Origin of the sequence: Desulfurivibrio nitratireducens (genome assembly GCF_044068515.1) — a bacterium.
In the GTDB taxonomy this organism is placed as follows: domain Bacteria; phylum Desulfobacterota; class Desulfobulbia; order Desulfobulbales; family Desulfurivibrionaceae; genus Desulfurivibrio.
The window spans coordinates 27,603-53,078 of sequence record NZ_JBIPKI010000005.1; the positions used below are offsets into that span (position 1 = coordinate 27,603).

Genomic DNA, 25,476 nt, shown 5'->3' on the forward strand with positions numbered 1-25,476 from the left:
GCCGGGGCCGGGGTGATACCGGCAGCAAAAGCTAAAAAAGGTTGGAAATAATTTCGTAGCCGCCGATCCAGGTGCCGAGCATGCTGCCCAGGGCCGGCAGTATAAAGGCCAGAAAGACCCGGAGCAAGCGGTTGCGCCACCAGCCGCCCAGGCTGTTCATATCGTCGAGGACCCGCTCGAACTCCATGACCAGGGGCGGGCGGAGCATGGCCTGCAGAAAGGCGGTGACGTAACCGGCGCCGATGACCGGGGTCAGGCTGGTGATCGGGGCGGCGACGAAGGCCCCGGCGATGGTCAGGGGATGGGCCAGGGCCAGGGCCGCGCCCAGGGAGGCGGGGATGCCGTTGGCCAGAATCCAGTAGAGCAGGTTCTGCCCGGCCACCGTCATGCCCTTGCTGATGGCGATATAGGCCAGGGAGCCGAGGATAACCACCGGAACCACCCAGGCCATGATCTTCCAGGCCGCCGAAGCCGGCGGGATTTGACTGATGGCGGCCATTTGCTGACGGCGGTCGTCTTGCAGGGCGGTCTTGATCCCGGCCACGTGGCCCGCCCCGACCACCGCCACCAGTTTGGTCCCGGGAGTTTGCTTGATTCTTTCCGCCAGAAAGGTGTCACGTTCATCGATCAGCACCTGTTTGAGCTCCGGCAACTCTCGGCCCAACTGGGCCAGGAGTTCGGAGAGCAGGTCGGTGTTGCGCAATTCCCGCAGGCTTTCTTCGCTGATTTCGCTGCGATCGAACATTCCGGCCAGCAGGGTGGCGAGCAGCATCAGCTTGCGGTGCCAGGGGGTGGCCCGCCAGGCCCGGCGCATGGTGATCCGCACATCCCGGTCACAGAGGGCCACGGGAATTTTCAGTTCCTCGGCTTTTTGGGCCGCGGCCAGCAGTTCGCTGCCCGGCCGGACGCCCAGTTTGTCGCCCAGCTTTTTCTGGTAGGAGGCCAGCAGCAGATTGATCAGCAGAGTGGCAAGCTGGCGCCGGCGGAGAATTTCCTTGAGGTCCAGCAACTCCCAGCTTTTTCGGTGAGCCAGGGAATCGTAGCGTTTTTCATCCAGTTCAAGGCAGACCGCGTCGGGCAACTGTTCAGCGATGATCCGGCCCACCAGTTCGGCCGATTCCCGGGAAACGTGGGCGGTGCCGACCAGGTAAATTTCCCTTCCCGAGAGCTGAATCAGACTGACATCGGGGTGAAGATCGGCGCTGGCGGCAGTGGCTGGGGGTTGTGACACGGAGCGTTCCTGCTGAGAATGAACCGGGGCGAAGTCGTTTCGCCGCCCCTGGGGGGCCGGAGCCGGTGGTTGGCGGCATGCCCCTTTTACCGAAAAACCACCGTTTGTTCAATCTATTTTCACTCTGGCGCTGTTTTGGCCTCCGTTCCGGCGGAGCCGTGGCCCATGGTTACGGCCAAGCCGTCCTCTCCGCGGCCGCTCCGCTTATCCCCGGGTCCCGGGGAAATTGGTCTTACTTTGCCGGAAATTTCCCTTGGGGCGCCGGCGCCTTGTCAAGGCGGAGATTTCCCGCTATGGTGGGCTATCGCGGTGCAAGCAGGTTGGCAGCGGGGCGGTGATCCGGCCCCGCCGGGAGGTGGCGATGGTGGCAGAGGGAGGAGAGTCGGCTCAATCCGGCCGGAGTAGTCAGTGGGAGGAGGCCTTGCTGGTCTCGTCGCATGATGCCGCCCTGGGCCGGCTGTTCCGGGGGACGATCCACAACCTTAACGGCGTTTTGCAGGTGGCCACATTTCATGGCGAGATGGAGGGGATGATGCTGGCCCGAGCCGCCGAGCTTTTTGAACAGGCCAGGCGGGCCGAATCCGCCGAGCTTGCCGCCCTGCTGGCGGAGCTTGAAGCCCTGCTGGGGGGCCAAAGGGACAGCCTGGGGCAGTTCACCGAAAAAATCAACCAGGGACGGGGGATTATGCGCCGGGTTGTTCTGACCCCGGCCTTAACCCCGGCCTCAGGCGAGAGCTGGACCTTGAACGATGTGTTGCGGGCGGAAATCGAATTTCTCTGCGCCGATTCTTTTTTTAAGCACAAGGTGGCCAAGCAGCTTGAATTGGCCGAGGATCAGCCTTCCCTGCAAGGCAACCTGGCCCTGTTTCATGAAATAGTCCACCGGCTGCTGGAAAACGCCCTGGAGGCGGTGCGGGGCCGGGAAGATGCCGCGATCACCGCGACCACCATTGCCAACGAGGCGGGAGTGGAACTGGTGCTCAGGGATAACGGCCCCGGGGTGGCCCAGGGCGATCGGGAAAGGATTTTCGCCCCGTTTTATACCACCCGCCCTGAGCACCTGGGCCTGGGTCTTTTCCTGGCCCGCAAACTGGCCGGGGAGCTCGGAGGCGAGATCTCCTGCCTGGCAGGAGCCGGGGGCGTTTTTAAACTGCGTCTGCCCGCCGGCTGAGCCCGGCTCCGCGGCATGGCCGGCAATCACTGAGGAAGGGCGGGATGGAAAGTGATATTGGCGGGGGCACCCTGTATGTCGTGGCCACCCCCATCGGCAACCTGGAGGACATCACCCTGCGGGCCTTGCGAGTGCTGCGGGAGGTCGACCTGATCGCCGCCGAGGATACCCGGCGCACCAGAAAACTGCTCAATCACTTCGCGATCAAGACCTCTTGTATCAGTTACTACCGGGAAAAGGAGGCCCAACGGGCCGAGGAAATCCTGGCCCGCTTGCGGGAAGGCCGGGCGGTGGCCCTGGTTTCCGACGCCGGCACTCCGGGGATTGCCGATCCGGGGGCGTTGCTGGTCAACCGGGCCCGGGCGGCGGGTTTTGCCGTGGTGCCGATTCCCGGCCCTTCGGCCCTGGCCGCCCTCCTCAGTGTCGCCGGGCAAACGGCGGCGGCCCATCTTTTCCTGGGTTTTCTGCCGGCCCGGGCCGGGGAGCGGCGCAAGCTCCTGCAGGCCCTGGCCGCCGAACCTCGCCCCTTGGTCTTCTATGAATCCCCCCATCGATTGCTGAAAAGCCTGGCCGATTGCCTGGCTCTGCTGGGCAACCGGCCGGCGGTGCTGGCCCGGGAGCTGACCAAGGTCCACGAGGAGATATTGGCGGCCGATCTGGCCGACCTGCTGGCGCTTTTCAAGGAACGGGCGGCCATCAAGGGGGAATTCGTGTTGCTGCTGGCCGGCCGGGATGGCGGTGCCGAGCTGGCCCAATCACGGCCCGGCGGCCAGGATTTTGCCGAACTGGCCACCTGGTACCGTGACCGGGCCGGACTGTCGCTGAAGGACGCGGCCCGCCAGATTGCCCTGGAGCTTGAGCTGCCGCGGGCCCAAGTCTATCGCCGTCTCCTCGACCTCTGGTAGGTAAACGGGCAGGAGGGGGGCATCTTGACGCGATCAGGTCCGGCGGCATACTTGGGTATAGCCTTGGGACCTGCTTGCGCCAATCTGCCCCCCTCCTGCCCGTTTACCTGGATGGGGCAGGAGCACCTTGACGCGATCAGGTCCGGCGGCATACTTGGGTATAGCCTTGGGACCTGCTTGCGCCAATCTGCCCCCCTCCTGCCCGTTTACCTGGATGGGGCAGGAACACCTTGCCGCGATCAGGTCCGGCGGCATACCTGGGTACAGCCTTGGGACCTGCTTGCGCCAATCTGCCCTCTGCCGCCCCTTTGGCTTGGCGGTTGGGGCTGGACTGGCGCCGGGTTTCTTCTTGTCAATTTGGGTGGTTCCGGCTAAATTGAGTGCTTTTCTCGGTTTGCCGTTTGCCGTCTCCGCGCAGGGCCAGGCGGGCCGTTTTTTTCTTTGCCGAGGATGGGCGGGCGGATGAAACAGGTTCAGGATCATTATTTTCATAAAGCCAAGAAAGCCGGCTACCCGGCGCGCTCGGTTTACAAGTTGGAGGAGGCCCAGCAGAAATTCAAGCTCCTGAAAGCCGGCGATCGGGTGCTGGACCTGGGCTGCCAGCCGGGGAGCTGGAGCCTTTATGCCGCCCGGGTGATCGGGCCCCGGGGCCTGGTGGTGGGGGTGGATCTCAATCCCGGTCCGATCCAGGTACGCGGCGGGGCGCCCTTTCATTTTGTCCTCGGGGACATCACCAAGGAAACGGTGCAGACCCGGGTGCGGAGCATCTGCCCCCTTTATGACGCCATCGTCAGCGATATGGCGCCCCGGACCACCGGCAACCGCTGGGCCGACCAGCAGCACTCCCTGCGCCTGGCCCGGACGGTGCTGGAGATCGCCGAAACTCTCTTGCGGCCCGGGGGCAATTTTTACTGCAAGGTTTTCGAGGGGGAGGATTTCAAGGAATTGGTCGAGGAGGCCCGCCTGCGCTTTGCCAAGGCCCGAGTCTTCAAGCCCAAGAGTTCCCGCTCCGAAAGCCGGGAGGTTTTTCTGCTGGGTCAGGGTTTCCAGGGTTGAAACCCGCGGGGCTCTCCCCGGTTGCGGCTCTGAAGCGGCGGCGCCGGCTTACCAGACCAGCCATGGTTTCGAACCCGGTCGCCTGCCGGCGGCCGGGGGATTTTGATTTTGCGACGTAAATTCTCAGCGGCAATCTAAATTAAGGGGTTTATAAAAGTATGGCGGGACATTCCAAGTGGGCCAATATCAAGCACCGCAAGGGAGCGGCGGATGCCAAGCGCGGCAAGATTTTCACCAAGTTGATCAAGGAAATCATCGTGGCCGCCCGCCTGGGCGGCGGGGATATCGACGGCAATCCCCGCTTGCGGTCGGCCGTGGCCGCCGCCAAGGCGGTGAATATGCCCAAGGACAATATCGAACGGGGCATCAAGAAGGGATCCGGCGAACTGGAAGGGGTGTCCTACGAGGAGATCACCTACGAGGGCTACGGGCCCGGCGGGGTGGCGGTGATGGTGGAATGCATGACCGACAACCGGGTCCGCACCGTGGCCGATGTCCGTCATGCCTTCAACAAGTCCGGCGGCAATATGGGAGAAACCAACTGCGTTTCCTGGATGTTTGACCGCAAAGGACTGATCGTCGTTGATCAGGCCGCGCTTTCGGAAGAGGAAATGATGGACGCGGCCATCGAGGCCGGGGCCGAGGATGTGACCATCGAGGACGACACCTACCAGATTCATACCGACCCCGACGATTTCAACACCGTCAGCGAGGCCTTGCAGGAAAAGGGGATTGTTTTTCTCGAGGCTTCCATTACCATGATCCCCAAGAACACGGTGGAGGTCAGCGACCAGAAAACCGCCGCCCAGTTGCTGAGGCTGCTGGAAACCCTGGAAGATAATGACGATGTCCAGAAGGTCCATGCCAACTTCGACATCCCCGACTCCATCATGGAGGCGATCTCCTGAATGGGGCCGGCCGCATCCTCGGGGTTGATCCCGGTTCCCGGATCACCGGTTACGGGGTGATCGAGCAGGACGGAGCGCGGTTGCGTTTCGTGGCCTGCGGGGTGCTGCGGCTGGAGCGGTACGGCAGTCTGGCGGCCCGGATCTACCACCTGTACCTGGGGTTGAGTGAAGTGATCGCCCTCCATCGTCCCGATCGGATGGCGGTTGAAGATGTCTTTGTGGCCACCAATCCCCGGGCGGCCCTCAAGCTGGGCCATGCCCGGGGGGTAATCCTCCTCGCGGCCGGCCAGCATGGCCTGCCCCTGGCCGAATTCAGTCCGCTGATGGTAAAACAGGCGGTGGCCGGTTACGGGCGGGCCCCCAAGGACCAGGTCCAGCGGATGGTCCGGGCCCTGTTGAACCTGGCCGCCAGCCCTTCCGCCGATGCCGCCGACGCCCTGGCCGTGGCGGTTTGCGGCGCCAACCACCGCGAGAGCTGGCAGTTGCCGGTGGCCGGGGCGGAGCCGCCGGCGCCAAGAGAGCCAACCAAAGGCGATAAACCGTGATAGCTTCTTTGCAGGGCAAACTGGTCCAGCGGGCCGCCGACAGCCTGGTCATTGCGGTCGGGGGGGTGGGGTACGAGGTCTTTTTCCCCGCCTCCCGTCACGATCGCCTGCCGGCCGTCGGCGAGGAGCTTTTTCTGCATGTGCAAACCGTGGTTCGCGAGGATTCCTTCAGCCTTTACGGTTTTCCCGATGACGCCGAAAAACGGATGTTTCAACTGCTCCTCGGCGTTTCCGGGGTGGGGCCGCGGGTGGCCATGAATATCCTGGCCGGGGCCGCGCCCGCCGCCCTGAGCCGGGCCCTGGTCGCCGATGACATCTTTTTTCTCAAAAAACTGCCGGGCGTCGGCAAAAAAACGGCGGAACGGCTCTGCCTGGAACTGAAGGATAAAATGGAATTCTTCCTGGCCGCCGGCGACAGCGGGGGGGCGGGGGCGCCGGCCGGGGCCCGGGCTTCGGCCGATTTTGCCGAACAGTCTTTCCGGGACGCCTTTTCGGCCCTGGTCAATCTCGGTTATCCGGCCGTTAAGGCCCGGGCCGCCCTGGAGGGGCTGCGGCCCGGCCGCGGTTCGGGAGCGGCCGCCGATTTGCCGGTGGAAGAGTTGCTGCGCCAGGCCTTGAGGTCATTGGCATGAAAGCTGAACCCGCCGTCCCGCCGGCCGCCGGCCGCCGGGGCAACCTTGGTGAACCTTTGTCATGAACCAGGAAGAACGGATCGTCAGTCCCGCCCCCGCCCCGGAGGATCTTTTCGATGCCGCCCTGCGGCCCAAGTTGCTCAGCCAGTATATCGGCCAGGAGCAGCTCAAGGAGAACCTGAACATCGCCATTGCCGCCGCCAAGGGCCGGGGCGAATGCCTGGATCATACCCTATTTCACGGTTTTCCCGGCCTGGGCAAAACCACCCTGGCCTACGTGATCGCCAACGAAATGGGGGCCGGCATTCGGGTGACCTCCGGGCCGGTGATCGAGCGGCCGGGAGATCTCGCCGCCATTCTCACCAGTCTTCAGGAAGGCGATGTCCTGTTCATCGATGAAATTCACCGGCTCAATCACGTGGTGGAAGAGATCCTTTACCCGGCCATGGAGGATTTCGAGCTGGACCTGGTGATTGGCCATGGTCCGGGAGCCCGCAGCGTCAAGATGTCGCTGCCCCGTTTCACCCTGGTGGGGGCCACCACCCGTACCGGCCTGTTGACCCCGCCGCTCCGGGATCGCTTCGGCATGGCCCTGCGGCTCGATTTTTATGCCCCCGAAGAGCTGGTGGCCATTGTCCATCGTTCCGCCGGCCTGCTCGGGGTCCCCCTGGATGATGCCGGCGCCCTGGAAATCGGACGCCGCTCCCGGGGCACCCCCCGGATCGCCAACCGGCTGCTGCGCCGCCTGCGGGATTTCGCCGAGGTCAAGGCCCAGGGTCGGATCACTGGCCAGGTGGCCGACGCCGCCTTGAACATGCTGGGAATTGATCAGCTCGGTTTCGATGAAATGGATCGGCGGATTCTGCTGGCCCTGATCGACAAGTTCCGGGGCGGGCCCATCGGCCTGGAAACCCTGGCCACCATGGTCTGCGAGGAAAAAACCACCCTCGAGGATGTCTACGAACCCTTCCTGATCCAGATCGGTTTCCTGGTCCGCACCCCCCGGGGGCGCATGGTTACCCGGGCCGCCTACCAGCACTTCGGCCGGAGTTTTGCTCCCGATTGCCGGGAGGCGACCGGGGGGCCGGGACTTTTTGCCGACACCCCGCCGTTGGCACCAGCCAAGGACAGACAATCATGACTACCACCGTCAAAACCGTCCGTGACCTTGCGGTCAAGAAGGAACGCCGTGAGAAAATCACCATGCTCACCGCCCATGATGCCGCCTTCGGGGCCCTGGTCGAGCAAGCCGGCGTCGATCTGATCCTGGTCGGGGACTCCCTGGGCATGGTGGCCCTGGGCTACGATTCCACCGTGCCGGTGACCATGGCTGAAATGATTCATCATGCCAAGGCGGTCCGGCGGGGAGTAAAGCAGACTCTGCTGGTGGGGGATCTGCCCTTTCTCTCTTACCAGGTCGAGGCAAGGGAGGCCATCCGCAACGCCGGCCGTTTTCTCAAGGAGGCCGGTTGCGCCGCGGTCAAGATGGAAGGCGGGGCGGAAATCGCCCCGATCCTGGCCGCCGTGGTCCGGGCCGGAATCCCGGTGATCGGTCATATCGGCCTGACTCCCCAGACCGCCGGCCAATTGGGAGGCTTCAAGGTGCAGGGCCGGGATGCCGAGTCGGCGGCCAAGCTGGCCCATGACGCCCAGGCCCTGGCTTCCGCCGGGGCCTGCGCCCTGGTGCTGGAATGCGTGCCGGCCCTGCTGGCCCGGCGGATCAGCGCCGAGCTGAGTATTCCCACCATCGGCATCGGGGCCGGGCCCCACTGTGACGGCCAGGTCCTGGTTACCCACGACCTGCTCGGTCTTTTTACCCGTTTTGTGCCCAAGTTCGCCAAGCAGTACGCCTCTTTGGCCGGCGAGGCCGGCGCGGCCCTGGCCGCTTTTCGCCGGGAGGTAGAAAAGGGCACCTTTCCGGCCGCGGAACACTCTTTCGGCCCCCTGGATGAATAAGGCCCTTGGTCCGGGCCGGCCAGCGGGACCCTGTGGTGCAGTTTGGAACGGTTGTCTCATTGATTAATCAGCAAACAAATGGAACGGTTTCATTATGAGAATAATCAGCGGGGAAAAAGTTACCGCCGCGGTGCGGGAATTGGCGATGGCGGCGGCCTGCGACCTGGAGCCGGATATTCTCGAGGCCCTGGTGGCGGCCAGGGACCGGGAAAGTTCGGAGTTGAGCCGCAATGTCCTGGAGTTGTTGTTGAGCAACACCGATATCGCCAGCCGGGAAAAGCTGCCGGTTTGCCAGGATACGGGGATTACCGTGGTTTTTGTCGAACTCGGCCGGGAAGTGACGGTGGCCGGCGATCTGCTGGCCGCCGTGGAAGAAGGGGTCCGCCAGGGCTATAAGGACGGCTTTCTGCGCAATTCGGTCTGTGATCCCCTGACCCGGGTCAACACCAACGACAACACCCCGGCGGTGGTTCACCTGGAACTGGTGGCCGGAGACCGGCTGACTCTGCGCTTTCTGCCCAAGGGTTGCGGCAGTGAGAACATGAGCGCCCTGGCCATGCTGCCGCCGTCGGCGGGCAAGCCGGGGATTATCCGCTACGTGGTGGAAAGGGTGGTGGCGGCCGGCTCCAACCCCTGCCCGCCGGTCACCGTCGGCGTAGGAGTGGGCGGCACCTTTGAAAAAGCGGCCTACCTGGCCAAGAAAGCCCTCTGCCGGCCCCTGGGCCAACCCCACTCCCGGCGCGATGCCGCCGATCTCGAGGCGGAGATTCTGGCCGAAATAAATGAACAGGGGAGTGGGGTCCACGGCTTTGGCGGCAACAACACCGCCCTGGCGGTGCACCTCGAGCTGTTCCCCACCCATATCGCCAGTCTGCCGGTGGCGGTGAATATCCAGTGTCATGCCCATCGCCACAAAGAACTCACCCTATAGGCAAACGCCCGGGAGCACCGCATCTTGCGGCGATCGGGCCGGCTTGCATAGCGAACTATGCGGCGCCTGCCCGCTTGCCGCAACCTGCGGCACTCCCGGGCGTTTGCCGGGTGATTGGCAGTTTGCTTAAGCTTGATTACCTTGGGGGTGGTGGGGGCAAAATGGAAATGATGATGAGGGGCCGGTCGCGGGGTTTGGCGGCGGCGCGGCTTTTTACGGAGCCAATTTAAAAGTTGCGGGAGTGTCGGTTATGTCCAGTCCGTTAGCCCAGTCGCGGTTCTTTAGTCAATTACGTAAAATCGCGGTTCCTTTTGCCCAAGGTGAGCTGGCCTCCCTCAAGGCCGGGGAACTGGTCAGCCTGACCGGGACCATTTACACCGGGCGCGATCAGACCCACCGCCGTCTCTGCGCCCTGCTCGACGAGGGCCGGCCTTTGCCGGTGGATTTGGCCGGGCAGCTGCTCTATTACGTCGGGCCGACCCCGGCTCCCCCGGGCCGGGTTATTGGCGCGGCCGGCCCCACCACCAGCTACCGGATGGATGCCTACACACCCCGGTTGCTGGCCCTGGGAATGGCCGCCACCATGGGCAAGGGAGCCCGCTCGGCGGAGGTCAGGCAGGCGATGCTCCAGCACGGAGCAGTCTATTTCGCCACCATTGGCGGGGCCGGGGCCCTGTTGTCGGGCTGCATCAAGAAAAGTGAAGTGGTGGCCTTCGCCGATGCCGGCGCCGAGGCCATGTTCCGCTTCGAAGTGGAAGGATTCCCGGCGGTGGTGATCAACGACCTGGCCGGCAACGACTACTACGAGATGGTGCAGCAGCACCGGATCTAGGCGCGATCAGAACCAGCAAGCCAGCGTTGCAATAATTGCCGGCTCTGACCGCCGCAAGATGCGGTGCTTTGATCCCCGCTGTCGGTCACTATTTTGCCGGGAACGATTGGCTGGAGAACTGAACTGGGTCAGCAGAAAGATCCTGGCCCCCCAAAAAAGGCCAATCTGCCGAGTAATCGGAGTTAAAGGGGCAGCAGTGCCGCAGATGTGGGCAAGCAGCCCCCGCGGCTATACTCCAGTATGCCGCGGGGGCTGATCGCCCGCAGATGCGGTGCTGCTGCCCCTTTAACTAGCGGGAAAAGACTTCCAGGCCCTTGAGCAGCGTCAGGGCGGTCTGCAGCTGGCGGTCGCGGGCAAGCTCTTCCCGCAACTCGTTGTTCTTTTCCCCAACGCCGTCCGGCGCCTCTTTACCGGCGTCGTTGTCAATGTGCTGGCGCAGATCCCGCTCCCTGATCACCATATGGGGCGGGCGGTCGTTTTCGGCCGGCCCGGGCAGAGCGATTTCTTCGTTATGCACCTCGACATCGGGGGCGATGCCTTTGGCCTGGATGGAAACCCCGCTGGGCGTGTAGTAGCGGGCCGTGGTCAACCGCAGACCGGCTCCGTCGTTGAGCGGGATGATGGTCTGGACCGAGCCCTTGCCGAAGGTCGGGGCGCCGATGATCAGGGCCCGCTTGTGATCCTGCAGGGCTCCGGCCACGATTTCCGAGGCGCTGGCGCTGCCCTCGTTGACCAAGACCACGATGGGAAAGTGGTAATCGGTGCCGTTGTTGTGGCGGGCCTCGAATACCAGGTTCTGTTCCCGGATCCGGCCCTTGGTGGAAACGATTATCCCCTGGTCGAGAAATACGTCGGTCAGTTGCACCGCCTGGTCCAGGAGGCCGCCGGGGTTGTTGCGCAGATCGAGGATCAGGCCCTTGATCTCCCCTTCCTTCTGCAGTTCGGTGATGGCGGCGCGAAAATCCCGGGTGGTTTTGGCCTGGAAGTTGCTGATCCGGACATGGGCAAAACCCGGCTCCAATTGCCGGGCCTTGACGCTGTGGATCGGGATGACATCACGGATAATGGCGATGTCCCGAAATTCCGACCAGCCTTCGCGATGGATGGAAACGGTGACTTCGGTGCCCTTGGGGCCCCGCAGTTTTTTGACCGCGTCCATCAGGGAGATATCCTTGGTGGACTCGCCGTCGATCCGGATAATCCGGTCTCCCGCCCGCAGGCCCTGCTTGAAGGCCGGAGTCCCTTCGATGGGGGAAACCACGGTCAGCATGCCGTCCCGGATCGAGATTTCAATGCCGATGCCGGTGAAGGTGCCCTTGGTCTCCATCTGGAGTTCCTTGAAATCGTCCGCCCGCAGAAAGGAAGAATGGGGATCCAGGGAGTTGAGCATCCCGCGAATCGCCCCCAGGATGGCTTCCTCGGCGTCGACCTCCTCCACGTAGTTCTGCTGAATGATATGCAGAACGTTGGCAAAGGTTTCCAGATGGCGGTAGGTTTCCTCGGACTTGGCGGCCCGGCTGTCCGGCAACTGCCAGGCCACCAGGGTGAGGACGAAAATTACGCCGAGAAAGGGCAGGGTAAGTCTGGTCAACAGCTTGGAGGGATTTTTCATGAAAAAGTCTCGAGAGCAGAATGAGGTAAAAAGGTTGAAGACATTAATAATTATAGCACGTTCAGGCCGAATGGACAATTAATTATAAGTCAAACCAGGGGAGAGGGTCGACGGCTTCGACCCCGCGGCGGATCTCCAGGTAGAGCTGGCCCGCTGTTCCCTCCGGGTCCAAGCCGGCCAGCCCGATAAATTCTCCGCTTTGCACCCGGTCTCCAACCGCCACCGCGATTTCCGCCAAGCGGGCAATCAGGCTGAAATAGCGCTCGCCGTGATCGATAATGATCAGGCCGCTGTAGCCTTCCATAACCCCGGCGTAGACCACGCTGCCGGCGAAAAAGGCTTGTACTTCGGCGCCGGGCTCGGTTTTGACGGTGATGCCCCGACTTTGTTCGCTGGAGCCGAAGCGGCCGGTTACGGCCTGGCCGAAACCGGTGATGATGGTCCCGGCAGCGGGCAGGGCGAGCCGGCCCCGCTGGGCGGTGAAGCTGCCGGATCCGCCGGGGTTCTGCCTTTGCCCGGTGCTTTGGGCGGCCAGGGCGGCGGTCACCCGCTGGGAGGCGGCTTCAATTTCCCGCAGGGCCTGCTGGTACATCTGTTTCTCAGTCCGCACCCGATTGAGAAAGGCGGCTCGCTCCTCGCGGCTGGCCGCCAGGCGCAGCTCCTGGGCCTGGGCCGCGTCTTGGGCCGCCAGCAGTTCGGCCTCTTCGGATTCCAGGGTCAGGCGCGCTTCCTCGAGTTGCCGGATTTGCTCCCGGTAGCGGCTGATGGTTTGCCGGTCGTGGTCGAGGACGGCTTGCAGGCTATCCTGCAATTCGAGCAGATCCGGCAGGCTGTCGGCGGTGAAGAGGATATTGAGCAGGCCGACGGAACCCATCTGGTGGGTGGCCGCCAGCCGCCGGCGGAGATGATCCCTGGCCTGGTTGCGGATCTCCAGGACTCGGTCCAGCTCCTCCTGTTTGACCGCCAGCTGCTGCTGTTTATGTTCCAGGTGGAGTTGCATGGCGTCCAGCAGTTGGCGCTGGCCGGCGACCTCCAGGTCGAGCCGGGCCAGCTCGGTCAACAGGCTTTCTTCCCGCCGGCTGACGGTGCCGATCAGGCTTTCCTGTTCACTGATCCCGCGGCGCAGTTGTTCGATTTGCTGTTCCAGTTCGCTGGCGGCGGTTTCAGCCCGGGCAGGGCCGGGGCCCGGGAGCAGGAGCCCGGCCAGCAGAGAGAGCAGCAGCAGCGGCAAGGACAGGCCAACCACCCGGGACCGGATTCCCCCCCCCTTGGACCGAGCGGATTCGGGAGCGGAGAGCATTTGATCTGGGCGCCGGCCGGGGTTCATCTCAGATCCGCAACGACTTGTTGATGACCACCAGGCTGCTGGCGGTGCAGAGGAAAGTCCCGGCGCCGATGATCAGCAGCAGCAGGGGCCAGGACAGAAACTCCAAGGTGAAAAGGCCCAGCATCCCGGTGCCGCCGAACTGGCCGGCGGCCCAGTGAAAGAGGAGCATCAGGGCGCCCAAACCCAGGGCCGAGCCCAGGCCGCCCTGGAGCAGGCCCTCGGCCAGGAAGGGCGTGCGGATGAAGCTTTGGTCAGCCCCCAGCAAGCGCATTATTTCCAGCTCTTCGCGCCGGGCCGCCACGGTCAGGCGGATGGTGTGGGAAATGACGAAGATCAGATTTAGGGTCAGCAGAGTGGCGCTGAACAGCACCACCACCCGCAGCAAATGGTTGAAGTTGTTGAAGCGCTGCAGCCATTCCCGGCCGTACTGCACCCGAACCGCGTCGGGCAGGGTGGTCAGGTAGGCGGCCAGCTGCTCGAGATCGCCCAGGCCCAGCAGGCCGGGTTGGGGAATCACTTCGATGGCCGGCGGCAGGACGTCCGGGCCGAGGTCGTCGAGGATGTCGCGTTCTTCGCCGAGCCGGGCGGCAAAGCGCTCGAAACTCTGCTGGCGGGAAACGAAGCGGACCGAAGCGATGGCCCCGAACTGGCGGATCCGTTCCTCGATCCGGGGTTGCAGCGCGGGATTGATCTCCTCGGCCAGGTAGACCGTCAAGCGGAGCTCTTCGCCCAGGCGGGCTCCGGCGGCGATGGTGTTGAGATGGATCAGGAGAAAGAAGGCGAAAATCAGCACCGAAAGCATGACGGTCAACAAGGTCATGAGTTGGGTGGTCCAGGTGCGGGCCAGGTTGCGGCCGGTTTGGCGCAGGATTCCGGCCAGGAAAGAGGAGAAGCCCACCTGGTCCTTTTTCTTCATCCGCCGGGCGGGATTCTTGGCGAGTTTTCTTTTGGGCGCCCGGGAGGAACCGGTCCGGCTGTTCATCTCGCACCTACAGTCGCGACCAGCCGGCCCCGATCCAGGTGGAGGACCCGGTGGCCGTCGGCGCGATAGAGTCTTTCGTCGTGGGTGGCGGCGATTACCGTCCCGCCGGCCGCCGCCAGTTCGCCAAACAGGGCCAGGACCAGGGCCGCGGACTCTTCATCCAGGTTGCCGGTGGGCTCATCGGCCAGCAGCAGGGCAGGTGAATTGGCCGCCGCCCGGGCGATGGCCACCCGTTGCTGTTCACCCCGGGAAAGCTCGCTTACCGGACGTTCCAGCTTGTCCGCCAGATCCAGTTTGGCCAGCAGTTCCTCGACCCGGCGGCGGATTTTTCTTTCCGGCCGGTAGTCGATCTCCATGGCCAGGGCCACGTTGCGCAAAACGCTGAGTTGGGGCAGAAGCCGGAAATCCTGGTAGGCGACGCCGATCCGCCGGCGCAGGCGCTGGAGTTGGGCGGCGCCGAGCCGGGCGATATCGCGGCCTCCGATGATCACCATGCCGGCATCGGGTATTTCCTGGCGGCAGATAAGCTTGAGCAGGGTGCTTTTACCCGCCCCGCTGTTGCCGGTGACAAAGAGAATCTCCCCCCGGGCCGCGGCCAGGGAAACTTCCTGGACCGCCTCCACGTCGGGGGGGTAAATCTTCCCCAGCTTGATGCACTCAACCATGGTGGCGGTGGGCGGGGCTAAGTTTGCCATGAGTACTTTAACGATCCTGGTGTCCCTTCTGGTTAATCGCGTCCGCCACTTGTCGGCCCTCGCAGCCCCTCGCGGCGTTGCGCAAAACTCGCCATAACCCTGCTATGCCTTCGTTTTGCGCGCCTTGCGAGGAACCACGATGCCCCAACAATTGACGGACGCGATTAACCAGAAGGGACACTTGCTGGTTCGGCGACGGGCGATCAGGTTCGGCAACCTGGGCCAACAATAAACCAGTCGCGAAAAAAATAACACTTTTTTCGCCGATATTCCGCTGATATTCGATAGATATGCCGTTTCCGGCCGGCACCGGCGCCGGCCGGGCAAATCTTTAAGTTGCCGGAAGAACAGGGATCTTGAGTGTTTGGGCCGGCCGACCCGGGATAATGGAGCGGGAAGCGGTCAGGCGGAGAGCTTTAAATGTCCCCAGGGGCTTGATTCGGCAGGAGTTTGCCGGCTCTCCGCCGGCATTGGCCGGGAAAGCCGGTGCCAACCAGGTTATCCGGCGATCAGCCGGGGCTGGGCGTCCTGTTGTAGGAATGGAATCCGGCCGGGAGTTCAGGGCAGAATGCGGTCAAAAACGGCAAAGGCCGCGGCCAGGGCGGGCTCGCCTCCATCCAGGTCCAGATAGGAGCGCCCGGCTAGTTCGTGGGCGGCAAGGGTGGCGCTTTGGGGCAACAGGCCGCCCAACTCCAGGCCGCTGCGGCTGGTGGCTTCGGCGATCTTGTTTTGCAGAGCCGGTTCGGGGTCGGCCGGGGCCCGATTGATCAGCAGGCATTTCTTGCCCGGCTGAATTCCCAGGGGTTCGGTCAGGGCGGCGATCCTCTCGGCGGTCATGATGCCCCGGGCCGAAGGATCGGAAACCACCAGCAGCAGGTCGATGACCCGCAGGTTCATCCGGCTCAGGTGCTCCATGCCCGCCTCGTTGTCCACCAGGATGTAGCGGTAATTGCCGGCCAGATGGTCCATGGTCATGGCCAGGAACTGGTTGGCCGAACAGTAGCAGCCCGGCCCGTCGGGTTGGCCCATGGTCAGCAGGTCGAACCCCCGGGCTTCCACCAGGGCCTGGTGGACCTTCATCTCCATGTACTGGTCGCGGGTGATGTGGGGAGGCAACTCGCCCTTCATTTCCTTGCGGATCTGGCCGATGGTCAGTTGGACCGGCAGGGCCAGCAATTCGTTGAGGTTGGCGTTGGCGTCGGCGTCCACCGCCAGGACCGGGGTCTTCTGCGCGGCCAAGAGGTAATTGAGGAGCAAGGCGGTGATCGTGGTCTTGCCGACCCCGCCCTTGCCCGCCATGGCGATAATTTTAGGCATTGCTTTTTTCTCCGTACGTTCAAATGATCCCGCTGGCCGGCGCCTTGCGCTGGGGCCGGCTTGCTTCTTTACCTTGCAAACTGGAGGCGAACTGGTATTTTATCCGATTTTGCCCGGCGGATCATGGTTATTTTGTCCGTCGGCTTTGGAGACCGGCGCAAACCAGGGGAATGCAGACAGTTTTTCCGGTTGCGAAATCCGGGCTTGCCCGCTGCGCTACCGGCTCTGCCAGGGCCCCAAACACTCCATGCCCGAATATTTGAGTTCGTTGTCCGCCGACCCGGACGGCGCAACCTGCAAGTGAAAGCCTAACCGGAGTTTGCTGATATGGATTACCGCTCCACCCTCAACCTGCCCCAGACCGACTTTCCGATGAAGGCCAACCTCGCCCAGCGGGAACCGGAACTGCTGCAAAAATGGCAAGAGCAAGATCTCTACGGGGCGCTGGAGCGGGCCGGGGTCGGCCGGCCAGTTTACATTCTCCATGACGGCCCTCCCTATGCCAACGGCCACCTCCACATGGGCCACGCCCTCAACAAGATTCTCAAGGATATCATCCTCAAGTCCAAGCGGATGGCCGGCTTCAACTGCCCATACGTGCCGGGCTGGGATTGCCACGGCTTGCCCATCGAGTTGAATGTCGACAAGGAAATGGGCGAGCAAAAGGCCGCGGTGGGCAAGCTGGCCTTCCGCGAGGCCTGCCGCCGTTATGCCGCTGAATGGGTGGCCGTGCAGCGGGAGGAGTTCCAGCGGCTCGGGGTTCTGGGAGACTGGGGCAACCCTTATCTGACCATCGATTACCGGTATGAAGCGGCCATCGCCCGCGAATTCAACAGCTTTCTTCTGGGGGGGCTGGTCAGCCGCAGCCGCAAACCCGTCCACTGGTGCGCCTCCTGCAATACCGCCCTGGCCGAGGCGGAGGTCGAATATGCCGACCATGCCTCGCCTTCGATCTACGTCAAATTCCCCCTGACTGAGGCGGCGGCGACTGCCTTGGGGAGTCTTTATCCGGTCCTGAGCGGGCTGGCCGACGGTTCTCTGCCGGCTGCGGTAGTCATTTGGACCACGACTCCCTGGACCCTGCCAGCCAACGTGGCGGTGGCCCTGCATCCCGATCTGGAGTACGCCGCCGTTGAGCTTGACGGGGAAGTTCTGATCATGGCCGCCGAACTGGTGGAACAGGTTGCGGCCGCATGCGGCCTGAGCGGCCAGCGTCAGCTGGCGCGCTTCCCGGCTTCGGACCTGTTGGGGCAAAGTTGCCGTCATCCCTTCCTGGAGCGGGAGTCCCTGATCATCGCCGCCGATTACGTGACCCTGGAAACCGGCAGCGGCTGCGTCCATACCGCCCCCGGGCACGGCCGGGAGGATTATCTCAGCGGCCTCAAGTACAACCTGCCGGTACTCTCGCCGGTGGACGACCGCGGCCATTTCACCGCCGAAGCCGGACCTTACGCGGGGATGTTCATTTTGCAGGGCAACAAGCGGATCATCGCCGACCTGCGCCAGAGCGGGGCCCTTTTGGGGGAGAAAAAACTGACCCACAGTTATCCCCATTGCTGGCGCTGCAAGAAGCCGGTGATGTTCCGGGCCACCGAGCAGTGGTTTATCGGGATGGATATCCCGGCCCAAATCGGCGGCGAGAACACCACCCTGCGGGAAAAAGCCCTGGATGCCATCGACGGGGTGGATTGGATTCCCCGCTGGGGCCGGGAGCGGATTCACGGCATGGTGGCCGGCCGGCCCGATTGGTGCCTTTCCCGCCAGCGGGCCTGGGGCGTGCCGATCACCGCGGTCTGGTGCCGGGATTGCGGCCGGATTCTCAACGACGCCAAAATCGCCGCCCGGATCACCGCAATCTTTATCGAGGAAGGGGCCGATGCCTGGTTCAGCCGTGATCTCAGCGATTTTATCGGACCCGAAGCCCGTTGCCGCTGCGGTTCGACCGAGCTGGTCAAGGAAGAGGACATCCTCGATGTCTGGTTCGACTCCGGGGTCAGCTATGCCGCGGTGCTGGAGGAAAGCCCCCCATTGCGCAACCCGGCCGACCTTTACCTCGAAGGCAGCGATCAGCACCGGGGCTGGTTTCAGAGCGCCCTGCTGGCGGCGGTGGGCACCAGGGGGGAGGCCCCCTACCGGGCGGTGCTGACCCACGGCTTCGTGGTGGATGGCAAGGGCAAGAAAATGTCCAAGAGCGTGGGCAATGTCATCGCTCCCGATGAAATCATCAAGCGCCACGGGGCCGAAATTCTGCGGCTCTGGGCGGCTTCCGAGGATTATCGCGACGACATCCGGATCTCGGACAATATTCTCAAGCAACTGGCCGATGCCTATCGCAAGATCCGCAACACCGTCCGCTTTTTGCTGGGCAACCTCCACGACTTTGATCCCACCGCCCCCCGGGCGCTGGCCGAAGCGGAAATGGACGAGTTGGATCGCTGGATTCTCGCCCGCTTTGAACAGCTCAAGGAGCGGACCCTGGTCGGTTACGAAAAATTCGAGTTCCACCAGGTTTATCACGGGCTCTACAACTTCTGCACCGTTAGCCTGAGCGCCCTGTATCTCGATATCGTCAAGGACCGGCTCTACACCATGCCGGCGGATCATCCCCAGCGCCGGGCCGCCCAGGCGGTCATGCATGAAATCTGCGCCGGCCTGCTGCGCCTGATGGCGCCGGTACTCTCCTTTCTGGCCGCCGAGGCCTGGGATTATCTGCCCGCCGATCCCGAACGGGAGCCCGAGGTTTTCCTGGCCCGGTTCCCGCCGGCCCGGCCGGAACGGCTGGCCGACCAGGAGCTGCTGGCCAAATGGGAGCGGATTCTGCTGGTTCGTTCCGAGTTGACCCGGGCTCTGGAGATCGCCCGCCGCGACAAGGTGATCGGCCACTCCCTCGATGCCGAGGTGGTGATAGCCGCCGGTGGTGAATGGGGTCAGTTCATCGCCGCCAACTGGGAAACCCTGCAGACGGTTACCATCGTTTCAGCCATGCGGCTGGCCGCTGAAGCGGCGGAAGCCGCCTATGAAGGCGAGGAGATCGCCGGCCTGCGGGTTCTGGTCCGGCCGGCCGCCGGCGAGAAATGTCAGCGTTGCTGGATGCGGGCGGAAAGCGTCGGCAACGACCGGGAACATCCCGGGATCTGCCACCGCTGCCGCGAGGCGATTCGATGAAAGCCGGATCTTTGCCCGGTTTGGCCGGACCCCTGACGCTTTTCTGGGCGCTTTTATTTTTTGACCAGTTGAGCAAGTGGTGGATCCGGGCCAATTTTGCCCTTTATGAAAGCCGGGAGATCATCCCCGGCTTTTTTAGCCTGGTATATTACACCAACACCGGCGCCGCCTTCGGTCTGCTGGCCGGGGAAAGCACCGCCTGGCGCCGCCTTTTCTTCATCGCGGCGGCCCTGCTGGCCCTGGTGCTGTTGACCTTGCTCTATCGCCACGTCCGGCACCAGGGCCGCCTCTATGTTTACGCCCTGGCCCTGATCGCCTCCGGGGCGGTGGGCAATCTGGTCGACCGGATCCTGGCCGGGGAGGTCACCGACTTTCTCGATTTCTACTGGGGGGCTTACCACTGGCCCGCCTTCAATGTGGCCGACAGCGCCATCACCGCGGGGGTACTGCTCTTTTTGCTGGCCTCCTGGCGCAGCGGCAGCAAGTAGGCGTGGCCGGAAAAAATCAGCCGGCACCAGTCCCGGAGTCGCAATATCGTGCTAATTTAATTAATTTGCCTGAATTGCCCCGGCTGAGGCGCCCGGCCAAAGCCGGGCTCAATCCGCTCGAGGCGGGAGGTTGCTATGCATAAAGGCGCTAAAACCGCGATCATGTTTCCCGGCCAGGGTTCGCAGTATGTCGGCATGGGCCAGGATTTTCTGGCCGAGCATGGCGAAGCCCGCGACTTCTTGACCAGGGCCGCCGAGATCAGCGGCCTGCCGCTGGCCCGCCTCTGCCTGGAAGGCCCGGAAGAGGAACTGACCCGGACCCTCCATCTGCAGCCGGCCCTGACCGCGATCAACCTGATCTGCTGGCAGGCGGTGGACCGGGCCGGGATCAAGGCCGATTTTTTCGTCGGTCACAGCCTGGGCGAATACGCCGCCCTGGCCGCCGCCGGAGTCCTGAGCTTTGACGATACGATTAGGCTGGTTACCCGGCGCGGCAGCCTGATGGAGCGGGAGGCGGCGGCCAATCCCGGCGCCATGGCGGCGCTGGTCAAGCTGGATATCGAGACGGTGCGAGAGATCGTAGCCGGCGCGACGGCCCAGGGCCGCCTGGCCATCGCCAACCATAATTCAGCCGCCCAGATCGTCATTTCCGGGGAGGCTCCGGCGGTGGCGGCAGCGGCGGCCCTGGCCAAGGAACAGGGGGGCAAAGCGATCCCTTTGAAAGTCAGCGGGGCCTGGCACAGCGAACTGATCCGCGGGGCAGTGACCGACTTTACCCAGGCCCTGGCCGCAGTGCCGGTGGCCGCCCCCCGGACCCCGATTCTGTTCAACGTCACCGCCGCCCCGGAACCCGACCCCGCCCGGATCAGGGAAATCATGGCCCGCCAGATTGCGGCCACCGTCCGCTGGTATGAAATCGTCCAGCGCCTGATGGCCGAAGATGTGCGGACTTTCATCGAGGTCGGACCCAAGACGGTTCTAAGCGGCCTGGTCAGGAAAATCATCCCCGCCGACTACGATTGCGCCATTCTCCAGGTCGACAGCCCCGCTACCCTGGCCGCTTGCCGCCAAGCTCTGTAGTCGGCCAGGCAAGTCCTGGCAAACCTCCAGGCCCGGGCAGGCAAGGTGAACGCAACCGCCGACGGGAACCGGGTTTACAGCCTGCCGGTTCTGCCGCGCTGTCCCGCGGGCGCTGCTCGTCCCGGGAGGGGCGCCGGTCAACGTTTAGGTGCTTGACATCGCCCTTGCTTCCAAGTATGTTTGCCCGTTTCCGGGGAGTGGGTCCCGCGTTGCGGGGAACCTGCCTGTTGAGCCGCCGTTGAAGCGATTGTGGCGCATGGTTCGCGGCGGCGGCAGTTAAACCGTTTTTCTCTGTTACCATCGCCGGCTTTTTGGCGTTTTAGGGGAGTTTTTACCTTTAGCTATGTTTGATAGTCTTTCCGATCGCCTGCAGGAAGTTTTCAAGAAGCTGCGCGGCCATGGCACCCTGAGCGAGGAGAATATCCAGGAGGCCCTCCGGGAGGTGCGGCTGGCCCTGCTCGAGGCCGATGTCAACTTCCGGGTGGTCAAGGATTTCATTGCCGCCGTCTCCGAGAAGGCGGTGGGCCGGGAGGTTCTGAAAAGCCTGGCCCCCGGTCAGCAGGTCATCAAGATCGTTCACCAGGAACTGGTGGAACTGCTGGGCGGCAGCAGCGTCGATCTCGATTTCGGCGGCCGCAAGCCGGTGGTGATCATGATGGTCGGCCTCCAGGGCTCGGGCAAGACCACCTCCAGCGGCAAGCTGGCCCGCCGGCTGCAAAAGGAGGGCAAGAAGCCTTACCTGGTGCCGGCCGATGTTTACCGGCCCGCCGCCATCGAGCAGTTGACGGTGCTGGCCGGCGAGCTGGGCCTGCCGGTCCATCCGTCCCAGACCGCGCAGGATCCGGTGGAAATCTGCCGCCAGGCGGTCTGGCGGGCCGGGGAAAAGGGCTGTGATACCCTGATTATCGATACCGCCGGGCGCCTCCATGTCGACCATGATCTGATGGAGGAACTGGGCCGGATAAAGTCCGCCCTCCAGCCGGCCGAAATTCTCCTGGTCGCCGACGCCATGACCGGCCAGGACGCCGTAGCGGTGGCGGAAAAATTTCACCAGGACCTCAGCCTGAGCGGGGTGGTTCTGACCAAGCTCGATGGTGATGCCCGCGGCGGCGCCGCCCTGTCGATCAAGAAGGCCACCGGCCGACCGATCAAGTTCGTCGGCCTGGGCGAGGGCCTGGACGCCTTGGAGGTTTTTCATCCCGACCGGATGGCCTCGCGGATTCTGGGTATGGGCGATGTCCTGACCCTGATCGAAAAAGCCGAAGCGGCCATCGACAAGGAAAAGGCCGATGACCTGGCCCAGAAGATCCGCCAGGACGGCTTTACTTTGGAGGATTTTCTCGACCAGATCAAACAGGTCCGCAAGATGGGCAGCCTGGAGCAGATCATGGGGATGATCCCCGGCATGAACCGCTTCAAGCAACTCCAGAACGCGCCCAAGCCCGACGAACGGGAATTGGCCAAGGTGGAGGCGGTGATCAATTCGATGACCGCCAAGGAACGGCGCAACCACGCGATCATCAATGCTTCCCGCCGGCAGCGCATCGCCAGAGGCAGCGGCACCCAGGTTCAGGATGTCAACAAGGTGATCAAGAGCTACACCGAGATGCTCAAGATGATGAAGAAGTTCCGCGGCAAGCCCGGCGGTCTCGGCGGCCTGGTGCCCGGCGGCAAGAAGAAACGCAAAAGACCCAAGGGATTGTTCCGCTAGATCATTTTTTAATTTAACCGTTGCGAAGAAAAGGGAAGAGTTTCCCGCAAACGATCACCGGTGCCCGCAGCCGCGGGCGGAGATCGTTTGAGCCCAACAATCAAGGAGGCACAAATGGCAGTACGCATTCGCCTGACCCGCATGGGCAGGAAAAAGAAGCCCTTTTACCGGATCGTGGTGGCGGATTCCGAGGCCAAGCGCGATGGCCGTTTTCTGGAAGTGGTCGGCACCTATGACCCCATGCAGAAGCCGGCGGCGGTAGTGGTCAAGCAGGACCGGGTTGCCGACTGGCTCTCCCGGGGGGCCAAGCCCACCGATACGGTGCGCAGCCTGCTGAAGGGCGCCCAGGCTCCGGCCGCGGCGGAATAAGACGATGCAGGATCTGGTTGCCTTCGTTGCCCGGGGCCTGGTGGATCGTCCTGATGCGGTAACGGTTTCCGCCGCCGAGCATGATGATGCCCTGGTGCTGGAGCTGCGGGTGGCCAAGGAAGATCTGGGCAAGGTGATCGGTCGCCAGGGCCGGACGGCTAGAGCCATGCGGGTTTTGCTCAACGCTGTTGCTCCCGAGCAGCGCAAGGTGCGCCTGGAAATCATGGAGTAGCGGCAAAATTCCGGCGGCAGCAGGGCTTATGGCCCCGCTGAGACGCTCGGGCAAATCCGTGGTTCCGCCGGACATTTACTCCTCGGGCCCGATGGGCGGTTAAGATGCGGATTCGATTTACCGGAGCCCGGCGGGGCGACCTGGTGGAGATCGGCAAAATCGTCAAACCCCAAGGGGTTAAGGGAGAATTAAAGATTATTCCCTTTGCCGGCGGCGGTGATTTTCCGGCGGACAGCGAGCTCTTTCTCCTCGATGCTTCCGGCCGGGCGCGTTCTTATCATCTGCTGGCCGCCCGGGCCCGGGCCGAGGCCGTCATTGCCCGGCTGGCCGGAGTCGATGACCGGGGCGGGGCCGAGGCTTTGCGCGGCCTGGTGGTGGCGGTGGCCCTGGCTGACCTGCCGCCGCTGGCGGCCGATGAGATATACTGGCATCAGCTGGACGGCTTGCCGGCCCGCACCAGCGATGGCCGGGAAATCGGCACGGTGCGGGACTTCCTGCTCACAGGGGCCCGGCCGATCCTGGTGATCGTTGACGAGGCGGGCCGTGAGTACCTGGTGCCGGCCCATGAAGAATTTATGACCATCCAAGGCGGAGCGGCCGCGGAGGCGGCCTGGTTGCGGCTGACCCCGCCCCCCGGCCTCCTGGATTTGTAGGGGTGGAGAGTCCCGCATCTGCGGGCGATTGCTCCCCAACGGGAACCCGAGGGATTTTTGGGAGCTGCTGGTCTGAATCTGCCGCCCTGTCGCACGTTTACGGTTGGCTGAAGGTAATGATGGTTCCTGCTCGGGCGACCGGGAAAAGGAGCCGGGAAACGGATTACGGTGCGTTTTGATATTCTGACGATTTTACCGGATTTTTTCGGTTCCCCCCTCGCCGAAGGGATGATCCGGCGGGCGCTGCAGGATGGCCTGGTCAGCGTCAACATTCATAATATCCGGGACTTTGCCGAGGATCGGCACGCCATGACCGATGACCGGCCCTTCGGGGGCGGGGAGGGCATGGTGATGAAGCCCGAACCTTTGGCCGCGGCCGTGCGTCATGTCCGGGCGGCGGCGCCGGCGGCCCGGGTGGTCCTGCTCAGCCCCCAGGGCCGGACCCTGAACCAGGAAATTGCCGCCGACCTGGCCGGTGAGGAGCAGCTGATTCTGGTCTGCGGCCGTTACGAAGGGGTTGATGAACGTTTCCGGGCCGCCTATGTCGACCGGGAAGTCTCCATCGGAGATTATATTCTCACCGGCGGCGAACCGGCGGCCCTGGTCCTGCTAGATTGCCTGATTCGCCTGCTGCCCGGGGTCTTGGGCTGCGGTGATTCGGCCGAGAATGATACTTTCAGTCCGGGCAGCCGGGGCGGCCTGAAATACCCCCAATACACCCGGCCCCGGGTTTTTGAGGGCATGGCGGTGCCGGAGATCCTGCTTTCCGGCGATCATGCCGCCATTGCCGCCTGGCGGTTTTGCGAGGCGGTGCGGCGGACCATGGAACGGCGGCCGGAATTACTGGCGGCGGCCGACTTCAGCCCGGCGGAACGCAAACTGTTGGCCCGTCATGGTTTGCTGCCGGTGGCCCAGCGGGTGAACCCGCTCCGACCGGCGCCGGCAGCGCCGACAGCCGGCCCGGAGGAGAAATGATGACCGGAGCAGGCGGGAACGACGAAGCGGTGGAGGTTTCCGCCGGGGCGCAGACGGGAGCTTTACTGGATGTCGCCCTGGTCCACTATCCGGTGCTGAACCGGCAGGGCGAGGTGATCGGTTCGGCGGTCACCAATCTGGATATTCATGATATCGCCAGAACCGCCCGCACCTACGGTGTCAGGCGGTATTATCTGGTTACGCCGTACGAGGATCAGCAGCGCCTGGTGGCCGAACTGCTGGCTCACTGGCTTACCGGCCGGGGTGGAAAACTTAACCCGGCCCGCAAGACCGCCCTGGAACTGGTAAGGGTGGTGCCGGATTTGGCCGCCCTTTATGAGCAGGTTTCCGCGGCCCGGGCCCAGCGGCCGCTGATTTTGGCGACCAGCGCCAGGGACCAGGCCGCCAGGATGGATTATGGCCAGGCCCGGCAGCAACTGGCGGTGGGTAAGCCCGCCCTGATACTGCTGGGTACGGCCTGGGGGCTGGCTCCGGCGGCCCTGGCGGGGGTGGATGCCTTCCTGCCGCCGATCAGCGGTGGTGGCGATTACAACCACTTGCCGGTCCGCGCCGCCGCCGCCATAACCCTCGACCGCCTTTGTCGCTGAGGACCGGCCGGGGGCCGGACGACCCGAAGGTCCGGCCCGGCCTCCAGGCTTTAGATAGTTTTACTCCATAAAATTTGCACCTTGTCCCTTGAACC

25 protein-coding genes are annotated in these 25,476 nt (G+C 63.6%); 19 read left to right on the forward strand and 6 right to left on the reverse strand.

What is annotated here, in order from left to right; all coding sequences use genetic code 11:
* Positions 1–31: 31 nt before the first annotated feature.
* Positions 32–1,231 (reverse strand): TraB/GumN family protein, encoded by a 1,200-nt coding sequence (locus ACHHTY_RS03175; RefSeq protein WP_395492611.1) that lies wholly within the window; start codon positions 1,229–1,231, stop codon positions 32–34.
* A gap of 361 nt (positions 1,232–1,592) precedes the next feature.
* Here ACHHTY_RS03175 and ACHHTY_RS03180 point away from each other — a divergent pair, with 361 nt between their 5' ends.
* From ACHHTY_RS03180 to ACHHTY_RS03225, 10 genes are all read left to right on the forward strand, one after another.
* Positions 1,593–2,402 (forward strand): ATP-binding protein, encoded by an 810-nt coding sequence (locus ACHHTY_RS03180; RefSeq protein ID WP_395492612.1) that lies wholly within the window; start codon positions 1,593–1,595, stop codon positions 2,400–2,402.
* A gap of 44 nt (positions 2,403–2,446) precedes the next feature.
* A complete protein-coding gene (gene rsmI, locus ACHHTY_RS03185) occupies positions 2,447–3,307 on the forward strand; it encodes a 16S rRNA (cytidine(1402)-2'-O)-methyltransferase (RefSeq protein WP_395492613.1) in 861 nt (286 codons plus the stop codon).
* A gap of 462 nt (positions 3,308–3,769) precedes the next feature.
* Entirely contained in the window at positions 3,770–4,363 is a 594-nt protein-coding gene (locus ACHHTY_RS03190) for an RlmE family RNA methyltransferase (RefSeq protein ID WP_395492614.1), read from the forward strand.
* 158 nt (positions 4,364–4,521) lie between these two features.
* Entirely contained in the window at positions 4,522–5,271 is a 750-nt protein-coding gene (locus ACHHTY_RS03195) for a YebC/PmpR family DNA-binding transcriptional regulator (RefSeq protein WP_395492615.1), read from the forward strand.
* The gene (ruvC, locus tag ACHHTY_RS03200; RefSeq protein WP_395492663.1) at positions 5,268–5,816 is read left to right on the forward strand and encodes a crossover junction endodeoxyribonuclease RuvC; all 549 of its coding nucleotides are present in this window, start codon (positions 5,268–5,270) and stop codon (positions 5,814–5,816) included. Before ACHHTY_RS03195 ends, ruvC begins: the two co-directional genes overlap by 4 nt.
* Positions 5,813–6,448, forward strand: a complete 636-nt coding sequence (gene ruvA, locus ACHHTY_RS03205; protein WP_395492616.1) for a Holliday junction branch migration protein RuvA — start codon at positions 5,813–5,815, stop codon at positions 6,446–6,448. Before ruvC ends, ruvA begins: the two co-directional genes overlap by 4 nt.
* A 61-nt stretch (positions 6,449–6,509) precedes the next feature.
* Positions 6,510–7,589 (forward strand): Holliday junction branch migration DNA helicase RuvB, encoded by a 1,080-nt coding sequence (gene ruvB / locus ACHHTY_RS03210; protein WP_395492617.1) that lies wholly within the window; start codon positions 6,510–6,512, stop codon positions 7,587–7,589.
* Complete coding sequence (gene panB, locus ACHHTY_RS03215; RefSeq protein WP_395492618.1) at positions 7,586–8,404, forward strand: 3-methyl-2-oxobutanoate hydroxymethyltransferase; 819 nt, start codon at positions 7,586–7,588, stop codon at positions 8,402–8,404. Before ruvB ends, panB begins: the two co-directional genes overlap by 4 nt.
* Before the next feature lie 94 nt (positions 8,405–8,498).
* Positions 8,499–9,335 carry a fumarate hydratase gene (locus ACHHTY_RS03220; protein WP_395492619.1) on the forward strand — a complete coding sequence of 279 codons (837 nt, stop codon included), beginning with the start codon at positions 8,499–8,501 and terminating at the stop codon, positions 9,333–9,335.
* 250 nt (positions 9,336–9,585) lie between these two features.
* Positions 9,586–10,167, forward strand: a complete 582-nt coding sequence (locus tag ACHHTY_RS03225) for a FumA C-terminus/TtdB family hydratase beta subunit (protein WP_395492620.1) — start codon at positions 9,586–9,588, stop codon at positions 10,165–10,167.
* A gap of 289 nt (positions 10,168–10,456) precedes the next feature.
* On the opposite strand, the gene ACHHTY_RS03230 is transcribed toward ACHHTY_RS03225, so the two are convergent.
* From ACHHTY_RS03230 to ACHHTY_RS03250, 5 genes are all read right to left on the reverse strand, one after another.
* Complete coding sequence (locus ACHHTY_RS03230) at positions 10,457–11,779, reverse strand: S41 family peptidase (protein ID WP_395492621.1); 1,323 nt, start codon at positions 11,777–11,779, stop codon at positions 10,457–10,459.
* Between the two features lie 82 nt (positions 11,780–11,861).
* A complete protein-coding gene (locus ACHHTY_RS03235) occupies positions 11,862–13,025 on the reverse strand; it encodes a murein hydrolase activator EnvC family protein (protein ID WP_395492622.1) in 1,164 nt (387 codons plus the stop codon).
* 82 nt (positions 13,026–13,107) lie between these two features.
* Positions 13,108–14,088, reverse strand: a complete 981-nt coding sequence (locus tag ACHHTY_RS03240; protein WP_395492623.1) for a cell division protein FtsX — start codon at positions 14,086–14,088, stop codon at positions 13,108–13,110.
* Positions 14,085–14,783, reverse strand: a complete 699-nt coding sequence (locus ACHHTY_RS03245) for a cell division ATP-binding protein FtsE (protein ID WP_395492624.1) — start codon at positions 14,781–14,783, stop codon at positions 14,085–14,087. Before ACHHTY_RS03245 ends, ACHHTY_RS03240 begins: the two co-directional genes overlap by 4 nt.
* Positions 14,784–15,341: 558 nt before the next feature.
* Positions 15,342–16,100 carry an ATP-binding protein gene (locus ACHHTY_RS03250; protein ID WP_395492625.1) on the reverse strand — a complete coding sequence of 253 codons (759 nt, stop codon included), beginning with the start codon at positions 16,098–16,100 and terminating at the stop codon, positions 15,342–15,344.
* Positions 16,101–16,427: 327 nt separating this feature from the next.
* Here ACHHTY_RS03250 and ileS point away from each other — a divergent pair, with 327 nt between their 5' ends.
* From ileS to ACHHTY_RS03295, 9 genes are all read left to right on the forward strand, one after another.
* Positions 16,428–19,265, forward strand: coding sequence for an isoleucine--tRNA ligase (gene ileS, locus ACHHTY_RS03255; protein WP_395492626.1), 2,838 nt, complete (start codon positions 16,428–16,430; stop codon positions 19,263–19,265).
* Positions 19,262–19,753 carry a signal peptidase II gene (gene lspA / locus ACHHTY_RS03260; RefSeq protein ID WP_395492627.1) on the forward strand — a complete coding sequence of 164 codons (492 nt, stop codon included), beginning with the start codon at positions 19,262–19,264 and terminating at the stop codon, positions 19,751–19,753. Before ileS ends, lspA begins: the two co-directional genes overlap by 4 nt.
* Positions 19,754–19,888: 135 nt before the next feature.
* The gene (fabD, locus tag ACHHTY_RS03265) at positions 19,889–20,833 is read left to right on the forward strand and encodes an ACP S-malonyltransferase (protein ID WP_395492628.1); all 945 of its coding nucleotides are present in this window, start codon (positions 19,889–19,891) and stop codon (positions 20,831–20,833) included.
* A 343-nt stretch (positions 20,834–21,176) separates the two neighbouring features.
* On the forward strand, positions 21,177–22,544 hold the full coding sequence (gene ffh, locus ACHHTY_RS03270; protein WP_395492629.1) for a signal recognition particle protein: 1,368 nt from the start codon (positions 21,177–21,179) through the stop codon (positions 22,542–22,544).
* Between the two features lie 114 nt (positions 22,545–22,658).
* Complete coding sequence (gene rpsP / locus ACHHTY_RS03275) at positions 22,659–22,913, forward strand: 30S ribosomal protein S16 (protein WP_395492630.1); 255 nt, start codon at positions 22,659–22,661, stop codon at positions 22,911–22,913.
* 4 nt (positions 22,914–22,917) lie between these two features.
* Entirely contained in the window at positions 22,918–23,145 is a 228-nt protein-coding gene (locus tag ACHHTY_RS03280) for a KH domain-containing protein (RefSeq protein ID WP_395492631.1), read from the forward strand.
* Between the two features lie 104 nt (positions 23,146–23,249).
* On the forward strand, positions 23,250–23,798 hold the full coding sequence (gene rimM / locus ACHHTY_RS03285) for a ribosome maturation factor RimM (protein ID WP_395492632.1): 549 nt from the start codon (positions 23,250–23,252) through the stop codon (positions 23,796–23,798).
* A 168-nt stretch (positions 23,799–23,966) separates the two neighbouring features.
* Positions 23,967–24,773, forward strand: a complete 807-nt coding sequence (gene trmD, locus ACHHTY_RS03290) for a tRNA (guanosine(37)-N1)-methyltransferase TrmD (protein ID WP_395492633.1) — start codon at positions 23,967–23,969, stop codon at positions 24,771–24,773.
* Positions 24,770–25,381: an RNA methyltransferase gene (locus tag ACHHTY_RS03295; protein ID WP_395492634.1), complete on the forward strand. Its 612-nt coding sequence runs from the start codon at positions 24,770–24,772 to the stop codon at positions 25,379–25,381. Before trmD ends, ACHHTY_RS03295 begins: the two co-directional genes overlap by 4 nt.
* Positions 25,382–25,476 lie beyond the last annotated feature (95 nt).

What these genes read in the sequence shown, in the direction of transcription:
- ACHHTY_RS03180 (WP_395492612.1), top strand. Translation starts at nt 1,593, where the DNA reads ATGGTGGCAGAGGGAGGAGAGTCGGCTCAATCCGGCCGGAGTAGTCAG.
- rsmI (WP_395492613.1), top strand. Translation starts at nt 2,447, where the DNA reads ATGGAAAGTGATATTGGCGGGGGCACCCTGTATGTCGTGGCCACCCCC.
- ACHHTY_RS03190 (WP_395492614.1), top strand. Translation starts at nt 3,770, where the DNA reads ATGAAACAGGTTCAGGATCATTATTTTCATAAAGCCAAGAAAGCCGGC.
- ACHHTY_RS03195 (WP_395492615.1), top strand. Translation starts at nt 4,522, where the DNA reads ATGGCGGGACATTCCAAGTGGGCCAATATCAAGCACCGCAAGGGAGCG.
- ruvB (WP_395492617.1), top strand. Translation starts at nt 6,510, where the DNA reads ATGAACCAGGAAGAACGGATCGTCAGTCCCGCCCCCGCCCCGGAGGAT.
- panB (WP_395492618.1), top strand. Translation starts at nt 7,586, where the DNA reads ATGACTACCACCGTCAAAACCGTCCGTGACCTTGCGGTCAAGAAGGAA.
- ACHHTY_RS03220 (WP_395492619.1), top strand. Translation starts at nt 8,499, where the DNA reads ATGAGAATAATCAGCGGGGAAAAAGTTACCGCCGCGGTGCGGGAATTG.
- ACHHTY_RS03225 (WP_395492620.1), top strand. Translation starts at nt 9,586, where the DNA reads ATGTCCAGTCCGTTAGCCCAGTCGCGGTTCTTTAGTCAATTACGTAAA.
- ACHHTY_RS03230 (WP_395492621.1), bottom strand. Translation starts at nt 11,779, where the DNA reads ATGAAAAATCCCTCCAAGCTGTTGACCAGACTTACCCTGCCCTTTCTC.
- ACHHTY_RS03240 (WP_395492623.1), bottom strand. Translation starts at nt 14,088, where the DNA reads ATGAACAGCCGGACCGGTTCCTCCCGGGCGCCCAAAAGAAAACTCGCC.
- ACHHTY_RS03245 (WP_395492624.1), bottom strand. Translation starts at nt 14,783, where the DNA reads ATGGCAAACTTAGCCCCGCCCACCGCCACCATGGTTGAGTGCATCAAG.
- ACHHTY_RS03250 (WP_395492625.1), bottom strand. Translation starts at nt 16,100, where the DNA reads ATGCCTAAAATTATCGCCATGGCGGGCAAGGGCGGGGTCGGCAAGACC.
- ileS (WP_395492626.1), top strand. Translation starts at nt 16,428, where the DNA reads ATGGATTACCGCTCCACCCTCAACCTGCCCCAGACCGACTTTCCGATG.
- lspA (WP_395492627.1), top strand. Translation starts at nt 19,262, where the DNA reads ATGAAAGCCGGATCTTTGCCCGGTTTGGCCGGACCCCTGACGCTTTTC.
- fabD (WP_395492628.1), top strand. Translation starts at nt 19,889, where the DNA reads ATGCATAAAGGCGCTAAAACCGCGATCATGTTTCCCGGCCAGGGTTCG.
- ffh (WP_395492629.1), top strand. Translation starts at nt 21,177, where the DNA reads ATGTTTGATAGTCTTTCCGATCGCCTGCAGGAAGTTTTCAAGAAGCTG.
- rpsP (WP_395492630.1), top strand. Translation starts at nt 22,659, where the DNA reads ATGGCAGTACGCATTCGCCTGACCCGCATGGGCAGGAAAAAGAAGCCC.
- ACHHTY_RS03280 (WP_395492631.1), top strand. Translation starts at nt 22,918, where the DNA reads ATGCAGGATCTGGTTGCCTTCGTTGCCCGGGGCCTGGTGGATCGTCCT.
- rimM (WP_395492632.1), top strand. Translation starts at nt 23,250, where the DNA reads ATGCGGATTCGATTTACCGGAGCCCGGCGGGGCGACCTGGTGGAGATC.
- ACHHTY_RS03295 (WP_395492634.1), top strand. Translation starts at nt 24,770, where the DNA reads ATGATGACCGGAGCAGGCGGGAACGACGAAGCGGTGGAGGTTTCCGCC.